The sequence below is a fragment of the Achromobacter sp. 1011791174 genome, from assembly GCF_059760925.1.
In genome coordinates, this window is the sequence record NZ_JCBANH010000008.1 from 64696 (window position 1) to 79717 (window position 15022).

Consider the following 15022-nt stretch of genomic DNA (forward strand, 5'->3'; position numbering starts at 1 on the left):
CTCAGGCGCCGTCGCCCACGATCTGGACGGGCGCGCCGTCGGTCACGCGCTGCAGGCCGGCCACGACCAGCTGGTCGCCCTCGCCCACGCCCGTCAGGATCTCGACCAGGCCCTCGCGGCGCTCGCCGATGGTCACGGCGCGCCGCTCGGCCACGCCGTCGCGCACCCGATACACATATTGCGCCTGACCCGAGGGCGTCAACGCGGCTTCCGGCACGACCAGCGCCTGGTCCTGCGCGAATTGCAGCTGGACCCGGGCGAACATGCCAGGACGCAGTACCGCGTCGCGGTTGGCCACCGTGGCCCGCAGCAGGATGGAACGGCCGCCGGCATCGACCAGCGGACTGACGGCATAGACCAGCCCCGGCCGATCCTCGCCGGGCAGCGCGTCCATGCGCAAGGTCAGCTGCTGGCCCACGCCCACCTTGTTCAGATACATTTCCGGCACGCGGAAATCCACCTTGAGCGGGTCGATGGCTTCCAACGGCGCCAGGTCCTGCCCCTGGCTGACGTAATCGCCCACCGACACGCTGCGCAGGCCGGCGATGCCGGAAAAGGGCGCGGTGATGGTCATCTTGTCCAGGCGCGCCTGCGCCAGCGCCACGGCGGCTTCCTGCACCTTGAGCGAGCTGGCGGACTCGTCCCGCGCCTTCTGGCTGACGAAGCCCTTGCCCTGCAGTTCGACCGCGCGCCGGTAATGAGTCTGGGCCAGCGTCAGATTGGCCCGCGCCTGCGCCAGCTCGGCACGCGGCACGGAGTCGTCCAGACGCACCAGCGCCTGCCCGCGCGCCACGGGCTGCCCTTCCTTGAAATCGATGCTCTGGATGCGGCCGGCCACTTCCGGCCGCAGCACCACGGACTCGTCCGAGCGCAGGCTGCCCACGGCCGAGATGCCGCGCGCGAAAGGCACTTGCCTGACCGCAGCGACCTGCACCCGTTGCGCCACCGGCTTGGCGGGCGCCTGCGTGGACGCAACCGCCTGCGGCGCCCCCGCGCCGGACGCGAACCAGCGCGGCGCGTAGACGCCCAGCACGGCCCCGACGACCAGACCCGCCGTCACGGCGGCCAACAACGCCGGCTTATTCATCGCGCGACGCTCCCTGGAAGGCGGCAGGCCTGAACCAGGCCAGCGCCATGGGCGCGGCATCGTGCGCCCGATCCTGTCCGGATGCCCCGCGTCCATTCGAGACGCGGCCGGCGCACGCGGCATCCGCGGCACAAGAGATATTTTTCATCACGATGGAGATGGCGTCGTGGCGGCGCCGGCCGGTCGGCCCCCGCCCAGTCGGGCGCCGCGGGAACAGATTAGAGGGTAGGCACTTTAGCACCCGGATTTACATACTGGAACAATCCGGAAGCGCGATGAAAGAACTAAATCGACCCGATTCCCTGGATTTCAGGGTATTTCCCGATGCCGCCCCGGCGCGCCTTGTCGTTCAGGGCCGTCGCGCCACTTCCACACCCTGGTTGGCCAGCTGATCCGCGCGCTCGTTGCCGGGGTCGCCCGCATGCCCCTTGACCCAGCGCCAGGACACCTGGTGGCGTCCCACCTGTTCATCCAGCGCCTGCCAGAGTTCGGCATTCTTCACCGGCTTCTTGTCCGCCGTGATCCAGCCGCGACGCTTCCAGTTGGCCAGCCATTCGGTCATGCCCTTCATCACGTACTGGGAGTCCGTGTGGATGGTGACGACGCAGGAGCGCTTCAAGGCCCGCAGCCCCTCGATGACGGCCAGCAGTTCCATCCGGTTGTTGGTGGTCTGGCGCTCGCCGCCGTGCAGCGTTTTCTCGTGGGCGCCGGCGCGCATCAGCACGCCCCAGCCGCCCGGACCCGGATTGCCCTTGCAGGCTCCGTCGGTCCACATTTCCACTTTCTGTTCTATCGGCTTGCTGTCCTGCATAAGGCTGGCTGGAGTCCTGTTGATGCGATTCGCGAAAGCGGCCGGCTCAGGAGCGCGGCCAGTCTTGGTCGGCCTGGCGGTTGACCACGACGGAAGCGGCGCGGGCGCGCTTGCGGGGGGTTTTCCAGGCAGGCCCAATGATACGCATCCCGGGCACCCGCTTGACGGCCGACACCAGATACACGGCGCCGCCCAGGCTCCACCAGCGCGCGCCGGCCGATTCCAGGAAGCCCCAGCGACGCAGCCATTTCTCGCTGCGGCAGGCCGGCGCGTAACAGCCGAAATGGCTCTGCTTGACCTCCAGCGACAGCAGCTTGAACCAGTCCTTGAGCCGAGGCAGCGACACCTGCGACGACGGCGGCTGCGGCAGCCATGGCTCCATGCCGGGCATGCGCGTGCGCGCGCCCCACATGCTCCATGGATTGAAGCCGGAAATCACCACGCGGCCCTCGGGCACCAGGACCCGCTCGACCTCGCGCAGCACATTGTGCGGCTCGGCGGTGCATTCAAAGGCATGGGGCAACACCAGCAGGTCCACGCTCTGCGATTCGAACGGCAGCGCCTCGGGCTGGGCCAGCACCACGCGCGATTGCCATGCCTCGGCATGCTCCGGCGCCGGCGCCTCGGTGCCCACGCAACCCTTGAAGGGCATGCGGTTCGCCCGCAGCAGGTTCCAGTCGGCCAGCCCCACCTGCCAGGCGTAGTAGCCGAACACGTCCGCCACGGCCGCGTCGAACTGCGCGCGCTCCCAGGCCAGGACATATTGCCCCGGCGGCGTCTGGAACCATTCGGCCAGTTCTACAATCGGCGGAGTCTCTTCTGCCACGTTCGCTATCCTTCGAATCCCATGCCAGCCCAGACCGCCCCCGCAGGCGGCCGCGAGCCTACTGCCGCGGTCTTGCCGCTACCCGCCTTCACCGACAACTATATATGGGCCATCGTGCGCGGCGGCCAGGCCGCCGTGGTCGACCCCGGCGAAGCCGGCCCGGTGCTGCGCTTCCTGGAGCAGCGGGGCCTGACGCTGCGCGCCATTCTACTCACGCACCATCATGGCGACCACGTCGGCGGCGTGATGGAATTGTCCCGCAACGCGGACCTGACCGTATATGGCCCCGCCCGCGAACGCCTGCCGCGCTGCGATGTTCCGCTGACCGAGGGCGACCGGGTGACGCTGCCGGAGCTGGACCTGGACCTGCGCGTGCTGGACGTGCCCGGCCACACCGCCGGACATATTGCCTACACGGGACGGGCTGCGGGAATAGGACCGGTCCTATTCTGTGGCGACACCCTATTCGCCGGGGGCTGTGGCCGTCTGTTCGAGGGAACTCCTGCGCAAATGCTTGATTCCTTGGAAAAATTTTCCGTTTTACCGCCAGATACACAGGTTTTCTGTGCGCACGAGTACACTCTAGCGAACTTGCGCTGGGCCTTGGCAGTAGATCCGGCCAACCGCAGCCTTCAACAGTGCTATCAGCGGGCCCAGCATCTCCGCGCGGCAGGTCTTCCCACGCTTCCTTCCACCATTGGCCAGGAACGCGAGGTCAATCCTTTCCTGCGCACCCAACAAGTCGATGTCGTGCGTGCCGCAGCAAGCTGGGCCGGACACGGCCACCCTACGCCGGTAGAGGTTTTTGCCTCCCTTCGTGAATGGAAGAACGATTTCAAGTGACCGCCCGATGAATCTATCCCGACTCCTTCTGCCACTGATGCTGGCAGTCCTCGCCGGTTGCGCAGGAACCAAATCCCACGACAGCAAGAACCTCACCACCAACTCCCAAGGGCGTTACATCGCCCGCGACACGTCCCGCACGGTCGACCTGACCAATCCGCCCTCGGACGCCTGGGACCGCATCCGGCGCGGCTTCGCCATCCCCAACCTGAACACCGAGCTGTCGCAGCAGTGGACGGACTATTACGCGTCCCACCCCGAATCGGTTCAGCGCATGGCCGAGCGCGCCGGCAAATACCTGTATTTCATCGTCGACGAGATCAACCGCCGGGGCCTGCCGACCGAGCTGGCGCTGCTGCCCTTCGTCGAAAGCGCCTACAACCCCACCGCCCTGTCGCGCGCCCAGGCCTCCGGCCTGTGGCAGTTCGTGCCGGCCACGGGCCAGCACTTCAACCTGAAGCAGGACTGGTGGCGCGACGAGCGTCGCGATCCCATCGCCTCGACCAACGCGGCGCTGGACTACCTGGAAAAGCTGTTCGAAATGCAGGGCGACTGGTACCTGGCGCTGGCCTCGTACAACTGGGGCGAAGGCTCCGTGCAACGCGCCATGGCCAAGAACGAGGCCGCCGGCCAGCCCACCGACTACCTGTCCCTGTCCATGCCGGACGAGACCCGCAACTACGTCCCCAAGCTGCAGGCCATCAAGAACATCATCGCCGACCCGCAGCGCTACGCGGTGGCGCTGCCGCCGGTCGGCAACACGCCCTACTTCGTGACGGTGCGCAAGAACAGCGACATCGACCTGGAAATCGCCGCCAAGCTGGCCGAAATGCCGCTGGACGAGTTCAAGGCGCTCAATCCCTCTTTCAACCGCCCGGTCATCCGCGGCGACCACGCGCCCACGCTGCTGCTGCCGGCCGACCGCGTCGAGATATTCAACGCCAACCTGACCAACTACAAGGGCGACCTGAGCGCCTGGAAGGTCTACCACTCGCGCCGCGGCGAATCCTACGCGTCCATCGCCAAGCGCTTCGGCGTCAGCGAGGCCAAGCTGCGCGAAACCAATGACATCGGCTCGCGCCAGAAGGTCGCGGCCGGCCAGTCCATGCTGGTGCCGGGCGACCCCGGCCCCGGCGGCATCCAGGTGGCCTCGCTGGCCCCCGCCGTCGGCGCGCTGGATTCCGCGCCGGCAAGCAGCAGCAAGGCCGCGCCACATGGCCGCGCGACGCCGACGCCTCCGGCCCGCGTCTCCAGCGCCCGCCCCAACGTCCGCACCCACAAGATCCGGCAGGGCGACACCCTGTTCTCGCTGGCCAAGCAGTACGGCACCACGGTCGACGCGCTGCGCGCGCTCAACAACCTGAAGGGCAACGCCCTGAAGGTGGGCGGCCAGCTGCGCGTGCCGGGCACCAACGCCCGGGGGTAGAGGTCCCCCCCGAGCGCTGCGCGCTTCCCCCAGGGGCGCCGCAGCGGACCGGCAAAGCCGGCTCCGCGCGGCCCTGATCTGGCGCGGCCCCGGTTTGGTGTGGCTGGTCGGTCGTGAGGCGTGCCACTAAAATGGCGGCCTTCGGAAGGACAAAATCAAAGGATTGAATATGGGCTTTCTCGCCGGCAAACGCATTCTGGTCACCGGGGTGCTCTCGAACCGTTCCATCGCCTACGGCATCGCGCGCGCCTGTCATCAGCAGGGCGCCGAGCTCGCCTTCACCTATGTGGGCGACCGGTTCAAGGAACGCGTGGCGGAATTCGCGGCGGAGTTCGGCAGCAAGATCGTGCTGCCCTGCGACGTGGCCGAGGACAGCCAGATCGAGGCGACCTTCGCCGAACTGGGCGCTCACTGGGACGGCCTGGACGGCCTGGTGCACTCCATCGGTTTCGCCCCGCGCGAAGCCATCGCCGGCGACTTCCTGGACGGCCTGTCGCGCGAAGCCTTCCGCGTGGCGCACGACATTTCGGCCTACAGCTTCCCCGCCATGGCCAAGGCCGCCCTGCCGCTGATGCAGGGCCGCAACGCCTCGGTGCTGACGCTGACCTACCTGGGCGCCGAGCGCGTGGTTCCCAACTACAACACCATGGGCCTGGCCAAGGCCTCGCTCGAAGCCAGCGTGCGCTACCTGGCCACCGCCCTGGGCCCGCGCGGCATCCGCGCCAACGGCATCTCGGCCGGCCCGATCAAGACCCTGGCCGCCAGCGGCATCAAGGACTTCTCGGCCATCCTGAAGTTCGTCGAGGCCCAGGCGCCGCTGCGCCGCAACGTCACCATCGAGGACGTGGGCAACGTCGCCGCCTTCCTACTGTCGGACCTGGCCGCCGGCGTGACCGGTGAGATCACCCACGTGGACGCCGGTTTCTCGACCGTCGTCCCGGGCATGGAAGACTGAGCATTTCCTTCAGGCGGCGCCAGCGGCATTCAGCCCTGGCCGCCGTCCACGGCCCCTGATTTCCTCTGCCGGGCCGCCAGTATCAGCTGATCGTTTTCCTCTACCAGCGCCTTGTTCAGGGCTTTGAGCTGATCGGTCGGCAGCGCCCCGACCTGTTCGGCCGCATGGAGCGCAACCGACTCCCGGATCAGGCGCAGCATCGGGCTATCCCCGCCCATCCTGCGCTCCAGGCTTTGGGCAATGCGCTGGCGCACGGCTTCCGGCACCTTCGCATCCTTGAGCTGGCCGCGCTTGAAATCCTCTTCCGCGCTCGTGAGCGTCCTGTGTTCGCCCAGCCCGCGGCCGCTACGCAGGAGCTGGCCCACGTTCCTGGAGCCCAGGGCGCGCGCGACAACGCCGTGCATCAGCGCCGTCCGCGTCACGGTGGAAGCATCGCCCTGCAGTGCGCAAAGGCGCTCCAGGCAAGCGCCGATGCGCGCCACCTGGCCCGCGATGGGCACCCCGTAGTCCTGCCTCGACGCACGGAACAGCCGCCGGCATTCCGCGACCAGCTCCCGGTGCGATGCCATGCGCAGCCGATCGGCGCGAGGCGGCATCGCAAGCGAGGACTTCAAGAGGCGCACTGTCTGCCTCACCTGCGCGCGCATCACGCGCGGCGCGGAGCCGGCCTTGGCAACGAAGGCAAAGGCCCGCGCCCGCGACCCGATGGACCCCACCCGCTCGGGCTGGCCGCGCGCCCCGGCCCCCTCGACCGGGGAATCTGGCGATCGGTACGTCGGATTGCTGCCGGACCACGATATCGAGTTGGACATGGGCTGGAATCATCGAGCCGGAAACCGGCTGAGTGCGGATTCCCGCCATTCCGTTCCCAGCCTCCGTCCCGACTATCCTTGTCCCTCTATTCCGGCCACACCACCAGCGTCGATACCTGCACATCCACCGCCGTCATCAGCTTGTGGATCGGACATTTTTCCGCCACCGCCAGCAATTCGTCGATCTGGGCATCCGTCAGTCCGCCATGCAGCGTCAGCTTGGCGGTCAGGCGGTAGACCCCCTTGCGTTCCTCGCTGGCATCGCGCACCACGTCCACGCCCACCGATTCCAGCGGCAACCCCTTGCGCTGCGCGTAGACCATCAGCGTCAGCGCCTTGCAGCCGCCCAGCGCGGTATCGAAGTAATCGTGCGGGTCGGGGCCCTCGCCTTGCGGCTGCGGCATGGCCAGCGGCAGTTCATGGCCTTCGGCCGTGGCGGTGAATTGCAGGGTCTGGGGCGCATTCTGGCGCACGCGGATCGTCATGGACACATCTCCTGAAGTCGGCCGGCGCGGCTGGGCCGGCCCTTGCCACGTTGTAGCACTACCTTTCCGGGCAAGCGGCGACGCGCCATGTTACTGACTGCAAGCTGAACTTCCTTGCCCCGCGCAGGTCGGATCAGATTCCGCAGGTTCTCCTGCCTACGAAGGGGGCCGTATGAGCGCCAGACAACTACTTGATCAACTGCTGCAGTCCGGCCAGGGACTGCTTTCCGACGCCGGCTCGCGCGTCCAGAACGCCACCGGGGGCAAGGGGTCGTCCTTCCTGACCGGCCTGGGCGGCGGCGCGCTGGGCGCGGGCGCCCTGGGACTGCTGCTGGGCAGCAAGAAGGCCCGCAAGATCGGCGGCAAGGTCGCCATGTACGGCGGCATGGCCGCGCTGGGCGCCCTGGCCTACCGCGCCTATGGCGACTGGCAGCGCAAGCAGGGCGCCGGGGCCGCCGCGACGCCGCCGCAGACACTGGACCGCCTGCCCGCGCCACAAGCCGAACAGCACAGCAGCGCCGTGCTGACCGCGATGATCGGCGCCGCCAAGGCCGACGGCCATATCGGCCCCGAAGAACGCGGCCTGCTCGAAACCGAACTCGCCAGGCTCTCTTCCGACGCCCGCGACCGCAGCTGGCTCGAAGCCGAACTGGCGCGTCCGCTGGATCCGGCGGCCGTCGCCCAGGCCGCCGCCACGCCCGAGATGGCCGCCGAGATGTACCTGGCCAGCCTGCTGGTGGTCGACGAAGAAAGCTTCATGGAGCGTGCCTACCTGGACGAGCTCGCGCGCCAGCTGAAGCTGCCGCCCGATCTCAAGCTGCAACTCGAACAGCACGCCAAGGCTCACGCCCAGACCGTCTGAACCCGCGGGGGGCCGCGCAAGGCGGCCCCTTCCGCATGCCGGCATCCCCCGCACTCCGTCAGTTCCCCCGCGTCCTGAGTGCCTAGGACTGCCCTTAATATCAGACTAGTCTCACCTCTTCAGCCCTCAACTGCACCGGCTCCCCTGTCGTTATCTCTCATGACGGCGGCTCGCGTCCGCCCCGGAGAAAACGATGAAAAACCTGAAGGTATCCACCCGCCTGTTCGGCGGCTTTGGCATGCTGCTGGCGTTGCTGTGCGCCATCGCCGTGCTCGAGTCCTACAACACGCGCATCCTGCGCGACGGCATGATCGACATCGTCGAGGTCAACAACGAACAGGCCAGGCTGGCCGCCGAGATGCGCGCCGCCGTGACGGACCGCGCGGTCGCCGTGCGCAACATCGCGCTGCTGCGCGATCCCAAGGCCATAGACTTCGAGGCGCAGCGGCTGAAGACCCAGGAGCAGATCTACCGCGAGGACTACGCCAAGCTGGAACGGATGCTCACGTCCAATCCCACCACGCAGCCTGAGGAGCTGGCGCTGCTTCAAGCCGTCAAGCGCGATGAGCTGAAGGCCATGCCGCTGATCGACAAGGCCGCCAGCCTGGGGCTGGCCGGCGACCCGGCGGGCGCCATCGTCGTGCTGGTCCAGGAGGCCCGCGCGCCACAGGCGTCATGGCTCAAGGAGCTGGCCGCGCTGACCGCGCTGGAAACGCGCCTGAGCGACGAGGCGGCCGACGAGGCGCTGCGAGCCTCGGCCACGCTGCAGACGGCGACCCTGGGCGCGACCGCGCTGGCGCTGGCCCTGGGCGGACTGGCGGCGTGGCTGATCACGCGCAGCGTGCTGCGCCAGCTTGGCGGCGAGCCGCAGCAGGCCCAGGAAATGGCGCGCGAGATCGCCAATGGCAACCTGACGCTGAGCCTGCGTCCCACCGCCGGCGGCGCGAACAGCCTGATCGCCTCGCTGGAGACCATGCGCGTGCAACTGAGCGCGACCGTGTCCCGCATCCAGACCGCCGCCGACGCCATTTCCACCGCGTCGTCCCAGCTCGCGAGCGGCAATGCAGATCTCTCGGGTCGCACCGAGGAGCAGGCTGCGTCGCTGGAGCAGACCGCCGCCAGCATGGAACAGCTGACGTCCGCCGTGAAACAAAACACCGAAAGCGCGCAACAGGGCAGCGCGATGGCGCTGGCCGCCTCGCAGACAGCCGAGGCCGGCGGCCAGGCCATGCGGCGCATGATCGCCACCATGCAGGACATCGCGGCCAGTTCCGCCAAGGTCCATGAAATCATCTCGGTCATTGAGGGCATTGCCTTCCAGACCAATATCCTGGCGCTGAACGCTGCGGTGGAGGCCGCCCGGGCCGGCGAACAGGGCCGCGGCTTCGCGGTCGTAGCGGCGGAAGTGCGCACGCTGGCGCAGCGCAGCGCCACGGCGGCCAAGGAGATCAAGGCCTTGATCGAAACCTCCAGCCAGCATGTGACGACGGGATCCGAGCTGGCCACCGGCACCGGCGACACCATGGAGGAGGTCCTGGCCTCGGTGCGTCATGTCGCGGACATCATGGGGGAAATCGCAGCGGCCTCGCGCGAGCAGAGCACCGGCATCGACCAGGTCAACGTCGCGATCTCGCAGATGGATAGCGTCACGCAGCAGAACGCGGCGCTGGTGGAGCAGGCCGCCGAGGCCACGCGCAGCATGTCGGACCAGGCGCAAGATCTGCGCGAATCCATGTCGGTCTTCCGCAACGAGCCCCAGTCCCCGCCCGCGCAACACTCGACACGCCTGCTGCTTGCCGCCACATGAGCGCGGCCGCCGCCTATCCGCGCAGCAGCACGATTCTCGGCGGACCGTAGTCCTCGCGATAGCACAGCCCCAGCATCAGGCCATCCAGCCGGGCGCAGCGCGCCACGAAGCCCCGGCCGGCGAAGTCCAGCCCGATGTCCACGGCCCCGCCCCCTTCGGCGACCTGCCGCGTCCAGGCGATCGCCATGCGCGGCAGAGCATGCAGCAAGCCCAGCCCCACGCACTTGGCGCAGGCCTCGCGCGCGACCCAGCCCGCCAGGAACTCCACCGGCACATGGTCGCGCCGCGCCACCCAGGCGCCCAGCCGGTGCCGCCGCGCCGCCAGATCCGGCCGGTCGAGCCGTTCGATATCGATGCCCACGTACTTGCGGTTGGCGTATAGCGCGGCCTGCACGCCGCCGCTGTCGCTCAGGCCGAACCCGGCCGTGCCGGGCAGATAGGGCTTGCCCAGGCGTGTGCGGGCCGGCGCCTGCGCCGGCCTGGCGCCGAGCACCACTGTGAGATCAAGTCCCGATGAGGGCGCGGTCATGGGTGCCGGTGGCGATCAGGCTGCCGTCCCGCGCCGCCACCGCGCGGGCATCGAAGCGCAGCGCGTTGCCGAACATGGCCTGCACCGTGAGCGTCAGCCGCACCGCGCTGCCCGGATACGCGGGCGCGACATGCTTGACGCTCACGGCCTGGCCGACCGAACGGCAACTGCCGTCGCCCGCCCGGCGTATGCACTCGGTGGCATAGGACTCGATCCAATAGACGATGACCGGCGTGGCCAGCACGTCCATGTCACCGCCGTAGTTCAAGGACAGGGCGGCGGCGTCCACCTCCCAGGTCTTCTCGAACTGCTGCCCCGAGCGAAACAAAGTCTGCGCCTGCGCCATGGCCCGCCCCTAGGCCTGTTCCAACGCGGCCAGCGCGCGGCGGGCGTCGCCGAAATGGTCCTTCAGCATGGAGATCCAGCGCTCCAGCCCGAAGGCCACGCAGCTCGTATGCGCGAATTCGCCGTTCAGGCGGATCTCGAACTTCTCGCCGAAATAGTTGCGGTGATAGTTCAGTGAAGACACGGCATGTCCGTCGAACACCAGCTCGCGCTTGGTGGGCGTCAAGGCCGACAGCCGGGCCACCGGGCTGCCGGAATCGAAGAAGGGATCGTTGGCTTCCTCGCAATCGGCGCGGATGCCCAGCTGCGCGAACAAGGAGAACACACGGTCGTAGCCGGCCTCCAGATGCGCCTGCGCGCCCTCGGCCGTGCCCAGGTACACGTATTCCTTCATGGTGAAGTTGAAGGCGCGGTAGCTGTCCAGCGCTTTGTCTTCATGGCGGAAGCAGCGCGCGATGCAGGACTCCACCCGCGCGCCATCCAGCTGCTGGCCCTTCAGGCCCAGGTAGATCTTGTAGCAGGTCGCGGGCAACAGGGCCACATCCGCATTCAACTGCTTGAAGTCGGGTTCGAGCTTGCGCTGGCCGCGCGCGAAGCCCAGCAGCTCGCCTTGCTCGATCGAACACATGACGCAGGTCAGGTGCGGGAAATTGCGCACATAGCCGAGCGCGTTGATCTCGTCCAAGGCCAGCAGGCTGTCGAATTCGGTGGTCGCGTCCGGCGCGACCGAGAATGTGCTGTCCAGCTTGGCCTGCAGGACGTTCTTCACCTGGTGCCACTGCTTCTCGATAATCACGATGCAATCTCCTTCGGGTGGATGCGCTCAGGACGTCAGGTCCGCCAGCACCTGCCTCACGGTGCGGACGGCATGCGTGTCCTTGCAGGACGTCCCGCAATACAACGCCATGTCCTCGATCTGCCCCTCGGTCTGGGCAGTGGGCACAGCAACGCTGTAGCGCAGGATGGGGTAGCGTTTTCCGAAATAGTGGGCAAATCCAATGACGCCGGCCGACAGGTCGCCGTCACAGCTGCGGTTGCGGATGACCCGGTGGCGGTGCGTGTGCCAGCCGATGCTGAAGCGGTCGGTGACCACGGTGTCGTCCGGCCGGGCGTCGACGATCGCCTGCTTGTAGCGCGCGTGCGCCGCCGATTCCTCGGTGGCGGCGAACACGGTGCCGCACAAGGCGCCGGCATAGCCGGCGTCCAGCGCCAGCCGAAGCTCGGCGGCATTGCTGATGCCGCCGCTCAGGAACACCATCCGGCCGCCAGCCAGCAGCTGGTCCGCCTGATCCAGCGCCCGCGCGCGCGTCAGCGCGCCCAGATGGTGGCCACCCGCCTCGACGGTCTGCAGCACGCCGAAACGCAGTCCCGCGTCGAACGCGGCGTCCAGATCCTCCCGCGAGCCGACCTGCGCGCCATAGTCCATGCCGGCGGGCAGGCTGCGCAGCACGCGCGCCTCCGGCAGACCGAAGAAAGTCACCACCGGACGTTCCGGCCGGTCGGCCAGGCAGGCCAGGCGACCGAGCAGTTGCTCGGCGTCCAGCACGAATGGCACGAAGTTCACGCCGAAACGCGCCGACGTGAGCGTCGCGGTCCGCGCGAGCAGTTCGCGGATCTCGCCTTCTTCATGGCGGTACAGGCCGATCATGCCGAAACCGCCGGCCTCGCAGACCGCCGCGGCCAGTTCCGGTTGCGCCACGCCGCCCATGCCCGCCTGCAGCACGGGCAGGCGAGCGCCGAACAGGGCTTGGACCGCCGGTCCGCTCAGGACGCTTGCCATGGCGGGTCCTCCTACAGCGCGGCCAGGTCCAGGCCGGCGACCAGGCCCTGTTTGCTGAAAAAGGCCGCGCTGCGCTTGAACCACTGCTCATGCACGGCCTTGCGGGCCGGATGCGCGCGCAGCGCGTTGCGCATCGCGTGACCATTGCGAAAGCCCAGCAGTCCGTGAACATCCGCATCGTCATACACGGCCGGGTTGTACATCAGGCTGATGAAATAGCGGAACATGCTGGTCACCATGCGGTCTACGTTGGCGCGCGTGGCTTCAGGGTCGGCGCTGCGTTCCAGCGCCAGCCGGTACAGTCTGGGGACCATCTCGCGGCCGAACGAGACGTGCCGCGATTCGTCGACGTGGTGCTCGTAGTTGACCTGCTTGAGGATGTCGGTGATGCCTTCGGTAGTGCCGACCTTATGGTTGTAGTAGTCGACGAACTCCTCGAAGATCAGCGTGCTGGCGAACATGTACAGGTCCTCCAGCTCGGGGCTGTCCGTCTGCTCCGGTCCTTGCAGCTGGATCGCCGGATAGATCTTGCCCGCGTAGTCCAGGCAGGCCTTGGCGAAGTACCACATGTGGAAGTTCTCTTCGCCCATGAAGACGTGCAGGTACTCGGACACGTCGGCATAGCGCGGCTCGTAGATGCAACGGCTGACGAAGCCCAGCACGCCCTTGATGCCGTGCACGTTGAGGCTGAAGAAATTGACCGCCTCCCATTTGCTCAGGCGCACCCGTTGGCCGGGGTCCAGTTGGTCCTGGTAGGGCGTGCCGTAGGTGGTCAGCAGATCCTCGCTGCACCAGGGCTGGTCCTCTGGAATGCGCTCGGGCCAGGTGAAACGCTCGTAGGGGTCGTGCGTGCGCCCCTTGGACAGCGTCATGAGGCGGCCGATTCTGGCGTAGTCGATATCCATGGCATGACGCTCCCGGCTAGCTCTGCGCGTGGACGAAGCGCACGATCGCGTCCACCGTCTTCAGGTCGTCCACGGTGATCGCGCCAGACACGTCGCGCCCGGTCAGTTCGCCCAGGAACATGATGAAATCCAGGAACTGCATGCTGTCCAGAATGCGTTCCTCGATCAGGTTCTTTTCCTTGATGCCCTCGACGGTCGCATTGCGGTTCTCCTTCAGCCAGGCGATCACTTCGGACTCGGTATTGTTCAGCGTCAACGTGGACATGTTGGCTCCGTGATTGGGGGATGGGAACGGCGTCACAGCTTCGCGGCCGACAGCAGGCAGAAGCCGCTGCTCTCCTGCCGCAGCACGGTCTGCCGCTCGAAGCCGGCCGCGGCGATCAGCGCCTGCATGTCACCCACGGTCCAGCTACGTCCGCCGTCCCACAGCGCCAGCGCCGACAGGTTGTGCAGGGTGGTGAACTGCGGCGCGCGCCGGTCTTCCGACAGGAAGTAGCCCTGTACCAGCAACGTGCCGCCGGCGCGCAGCGCCCGCAGCGCGCGCGCCAGCATCGAGCGGCAGACCTCGGCGCTTTCCTGGTGCAGCACGTTGGAGAACAGCAGCGCGTCGGCATCCGCGCCGAACTCGTCGTGGCGGTAGTCGGCCACCCGCGCCGTGACGCGCTCGGCCAGGCCGGCGGCGCGCGCTGTCTCGCGCGTGATGTCCACCACCGGCGCCAGGTCCAGGATCTCCGCCCGCGCCTCGGGACGCGCGGCGCACAGCGCGATCGAGTAGGTGCCCGCGCCGCCGCCCACGTCGATCAGCCGGCGCACGGGAAGGTCCTTCAGCGCCTCGGCGAATTGCGGTCCGGAACGCGCGGCGAATTGGTGCATGCCCAGGATGAAGTCGCGCATGAACTGCGGATCCTCGCCCAGCCACTTGGCCTGATTGTCGACCGCCGCTCCCTGCCGCACCGCCTCGGCCAGCTGTGCCCAGGGCCGCTTCCAGCGGTCCATGATGCGGATCCAGCTGAGCAGCGACTCGGGACTGTCCTCGGTCAGGAAGCGCGCGCTAAGTTCACTGTTGCCGTAGCGGCCGGCCTCGCAAACCAGCAGCTTCTGCGCCACCGCGCAATCCAGCAGGCGCTCCAAGGCTTCGGCGGGGCATCCCAGCTCGGCAGCCAGATCGGCGCAGCTGCGCGCCTGGGCCAGGCGCTGCGGGATGCCCAGGTCGGCCAGCGCATAGAGCGGCTGTCCTTCCCAGTGCCCGAACGCCAAACGGGAAAACGCCATGAAACTCACATCCATCGATTCCCTCCTGATTCAACGGCGGCCGGTAAGGCCATGCGGATGAATACGCGGCAGCTCGGGTACGAGCCGCGCGCCAGTGATCAGGACGCGAACGCGGAAGGCCGGATAGAGATTGGGCCGCGAACGCCGTCCCGGGAGTGACAGCGATACAGCGGTGGCGACTAAAAGGCGTCGCCGGAGTCTCTTTATTTAGGTCCATTTTATGGACCGTTAATTTATATTTTGTTTGATTGCATTCTATACCCTCGCAGATAATAGG

At 67.6% G+C, this 15022-nt stretch carries 17 protein-coding genes; 5 read left to right on the forward strand and 12 right to left on the reverse strand.

Features of this window, described 5'->3' with window-relative positions:
* Window position 1: 1 nt before the first annotated feature.
* The 3 genes from AC6LJ5_RS04890 to AC6LJ5_RS04900 form a co-directional block, all read right to left on the reverse strand.
* Window positions 2–1087 carry an efflux RND transporter periplasmic adaptor subunit gene (locus AC6LJ5_RS04890; RefSeq protein ID WP_103272421.1) on the reverse strand — a complete coding sequence of 362 codons (1086 nt, stop codon included), beginning with the start codon at window positions 1085–1087 and terminating at the stop codon, window positions 2–4.
* Window positions 1088–1436: 349 nt separating this feature from the next.
* Window positions 1437–1898 carry a ribonuclease HI gene (gene rnhA / locus AC6LJ5_RS04895; protein ID WP_392409366.1) on the reverse strand — a complete coding sequence of 154 codons (462 nt, stop codon included), beginning with the start codon at window positions 1896–1898 and terminating at the stop codon, window positions 1437–1439.
* Between the two features lie 46 nt (window positions 1899–1944).
* The gene (locus AC6LJ5_RS04900; protein WP_392409368.1) at window positions 1945–2724 is read right to left on the reverse strand and encodes a class I SAM-dependent methyltransferase; all 780 of its coding nucleotides are present in this window, start codon (window positions 2722–2724) and stop codon (window positions 1945–1947) included.
* Between the two features lie 21 nt (window positions 2725–2745).
* Between AC6LJ5_RS04900 and gloB the strand changes: the two genes are divergently transcribed.
* The 3 genes from gloB (at window position 2746) to fabI (ending at window position 5948) form a co-directional block, all read left to right on the forward strand.
* Window positions 2746–3567 carry a hydroxyacylglutathione hydrolase gene (gene gloB / locus AC6LJ5_RS04905; protein ID WP_103272418.1) on the forward strand — a complete coding sequence of 274 codons (822 nt, stop codon included), beginning with the start codon at window positions 2746–2748 and terminating at the stop codon, window positions 3565–3567.
* A gap of 7 nt (window positions 3568–3574) precedes the next feature.
* Window positions 3575–4993 carry a transglycosylase SLT domain-containing protein gene (locus AC6LJ5_RS04910; protein ID WP_103272417.1) on the forward strand — a complete coding sequence of 473 codons (1419 nt, stop codon included), beginning with the start codon at window positions 3575–3577 and terminating at the stop codon, window positions 4991–4993.
* A 169-nt stretch (window positions 4994–5162) separates the two neighbouring features.
* Window positions 5163–5948 carry an enoyl-ACP reductase FabI gene (gene fabI / locus AC6LJ5_RS04915; protein WP_103272416.1) on the forward strand — a complete coding sequence of 262 codons (786 nt, stop codon included), beginning with the start codon at window positions 5163–5165 and terminating at the stop codon, window positions 5946–5948.
* Between the two features lie 29 nt (window positions 5949–5977).
* Here the strand turns inward: fabI and AC6LJ5_RS04920 are convergent, their stop codons facing one another.
* Entirely contained in the window at window positions 5978–6760 is a 783-nt protein-coding gene (locus AC6LJ5_RS04920) for a hypothetical protein (RefSeq protein WP_498139936.1), read from the reverse strand.
* A gap of 86 nt (window positions 6761–6846) precedes the next feature.
* On the reverse strand, window positions 6847–7245 hold the full coding sequence (locus AC6LJ5_RS04925) for an OsmC family protein (RefSeq protein ID WP_498139937.1): 399 nt from the start codon (window positions 7243–7245) through the stop codon (window positions 6847–6849).
* A 172-nt stretch (window positions 7246–7417) separates the two neighbouring features.
* Here AC6LJ5_RS04925 and AC6LJ5_RS04930 point away from each other — a divergent pair, with 172 nt between their 5' ends.
* The gene (locus AC6LJ5_RS04930; RefSeq protein WP_392409370.1) at window positions 7418–8107 is read left to right on the forward strand and encodes a tellurite resistance TerB family protein; all 690 of its coding nucleotides are present in this window, start codon (window positions 7418–7420) and stop codon (window positions 8105–8107) included.
* 193 nt (window positions 8108–8300) lie between these two features.
* Window positions 8301–9914 (forward strand): methyl-accepting chemotaxis protein, encoded by a 1614-nt coding sequence (locus AC6LJ5_RS04935; RefSeq protein WP_498139938.1) that lies wholly within the window; start codon window positions 8301–8303, stop codon window positions 9912–9914.
* A gap of 13 nt (window positions 9915–9927) precedes the next feature.
* On the opposite strand, the gene AC6LJ5_RS04940 is transcribed toward AC6LJ5_RS04935, so the two are convergent.
* From AC6LJ5_RS04940 to AC6LJ5_RS04970, 7 genes are read right to left on the reverse strand one after another with little or no spacing between them, the layout of a single operon-like run.
* A complete protein-coding gene (locus tag AC6LJ5_RS04940; protein WP_158658327.1) occupies window positions 9928–10443 on the reverse strand; it encodes a 4'-phosphopantetheinyl transferase family protein in 516 nt (171 codons plus the stop codon).
* Complete coding sequence (locus tag AC6LJ5_RS04945) at window positions 10418–10789, reverse strand: thioesterase family protein (RefSeq protein ID WP_392409372.1); 372 nt, start codon at window positions 10787–10789, stop codon at window positions 10418–10420. The genes AC6LJ5_RS04940 and AC6LJ5_RS04945 overlap by 26 nt, the downstream gene beginning before the upstream one ends.
* 9 nt (window positions 10790–10798) lie before the next feature.
* Window positions 10799–11584, reverse strand: a complete 786-nt coding sequence (locus AC6LJ5_RS04950) for a class-II aminoacyl-tRNA synthetase family protein (RefSeq protein ID WP_103272409.1) — start codon at window positions 11582–11584, stop codon at window positions 10799–10801.
* Window positions 11585–11611: 27 nt separating this feature from the next.
* Entirely contained in the window at window positions 11612–12568 is a 957-nt protein-coding gene (locus tag AC6LJ5_RS04955; RefSeq protein WP_498139939.1) for an NAD(P)H-dependent flavin oxidoreductase, read from the reverse strand.
* 11 nt (window positions 12569–12579) lie between these two features.
* Window positions 12580–13473 carry a diiron oxygenase gene (locus tag AC6LJ5_RS04960; protein ID WP_498139940.1) on the reverse strand — a complete coding sequence of 298 codons (894 nt, stop codon included), beginning with the start codon at window positions 13471–13473 and terminating at the stop codon, window positions 12580–12582.
* Window positions 13474–13489: 16 nt separating this feature from the next.
* The gene (locus AC6LJ5_RS04965) at window positions 13490–13738 is read right to left on the reverse strand and encodes an acyl carrier protein (protein WP_103272406.1); all 249 of its coding nucleotides are present in this window, start codon (window positions 13736–13738) and stop codon (window positions 13490–13492) included.
* A gap of 32 nt (window positions 13739–13770) precedes the next feature.
* Window positions 13771–14760 (reverse strand): methyltransferase, encoded by a 990-nt coding sequence (locus AC6LJ5_RS04970; protein WP_498139941.1) that lies wholly within the window; start codon window positions 14758–14760, stop codon window positions 13771–13773.
* Window positions 14761–15022: the final 262 nt, after the last annotated feature.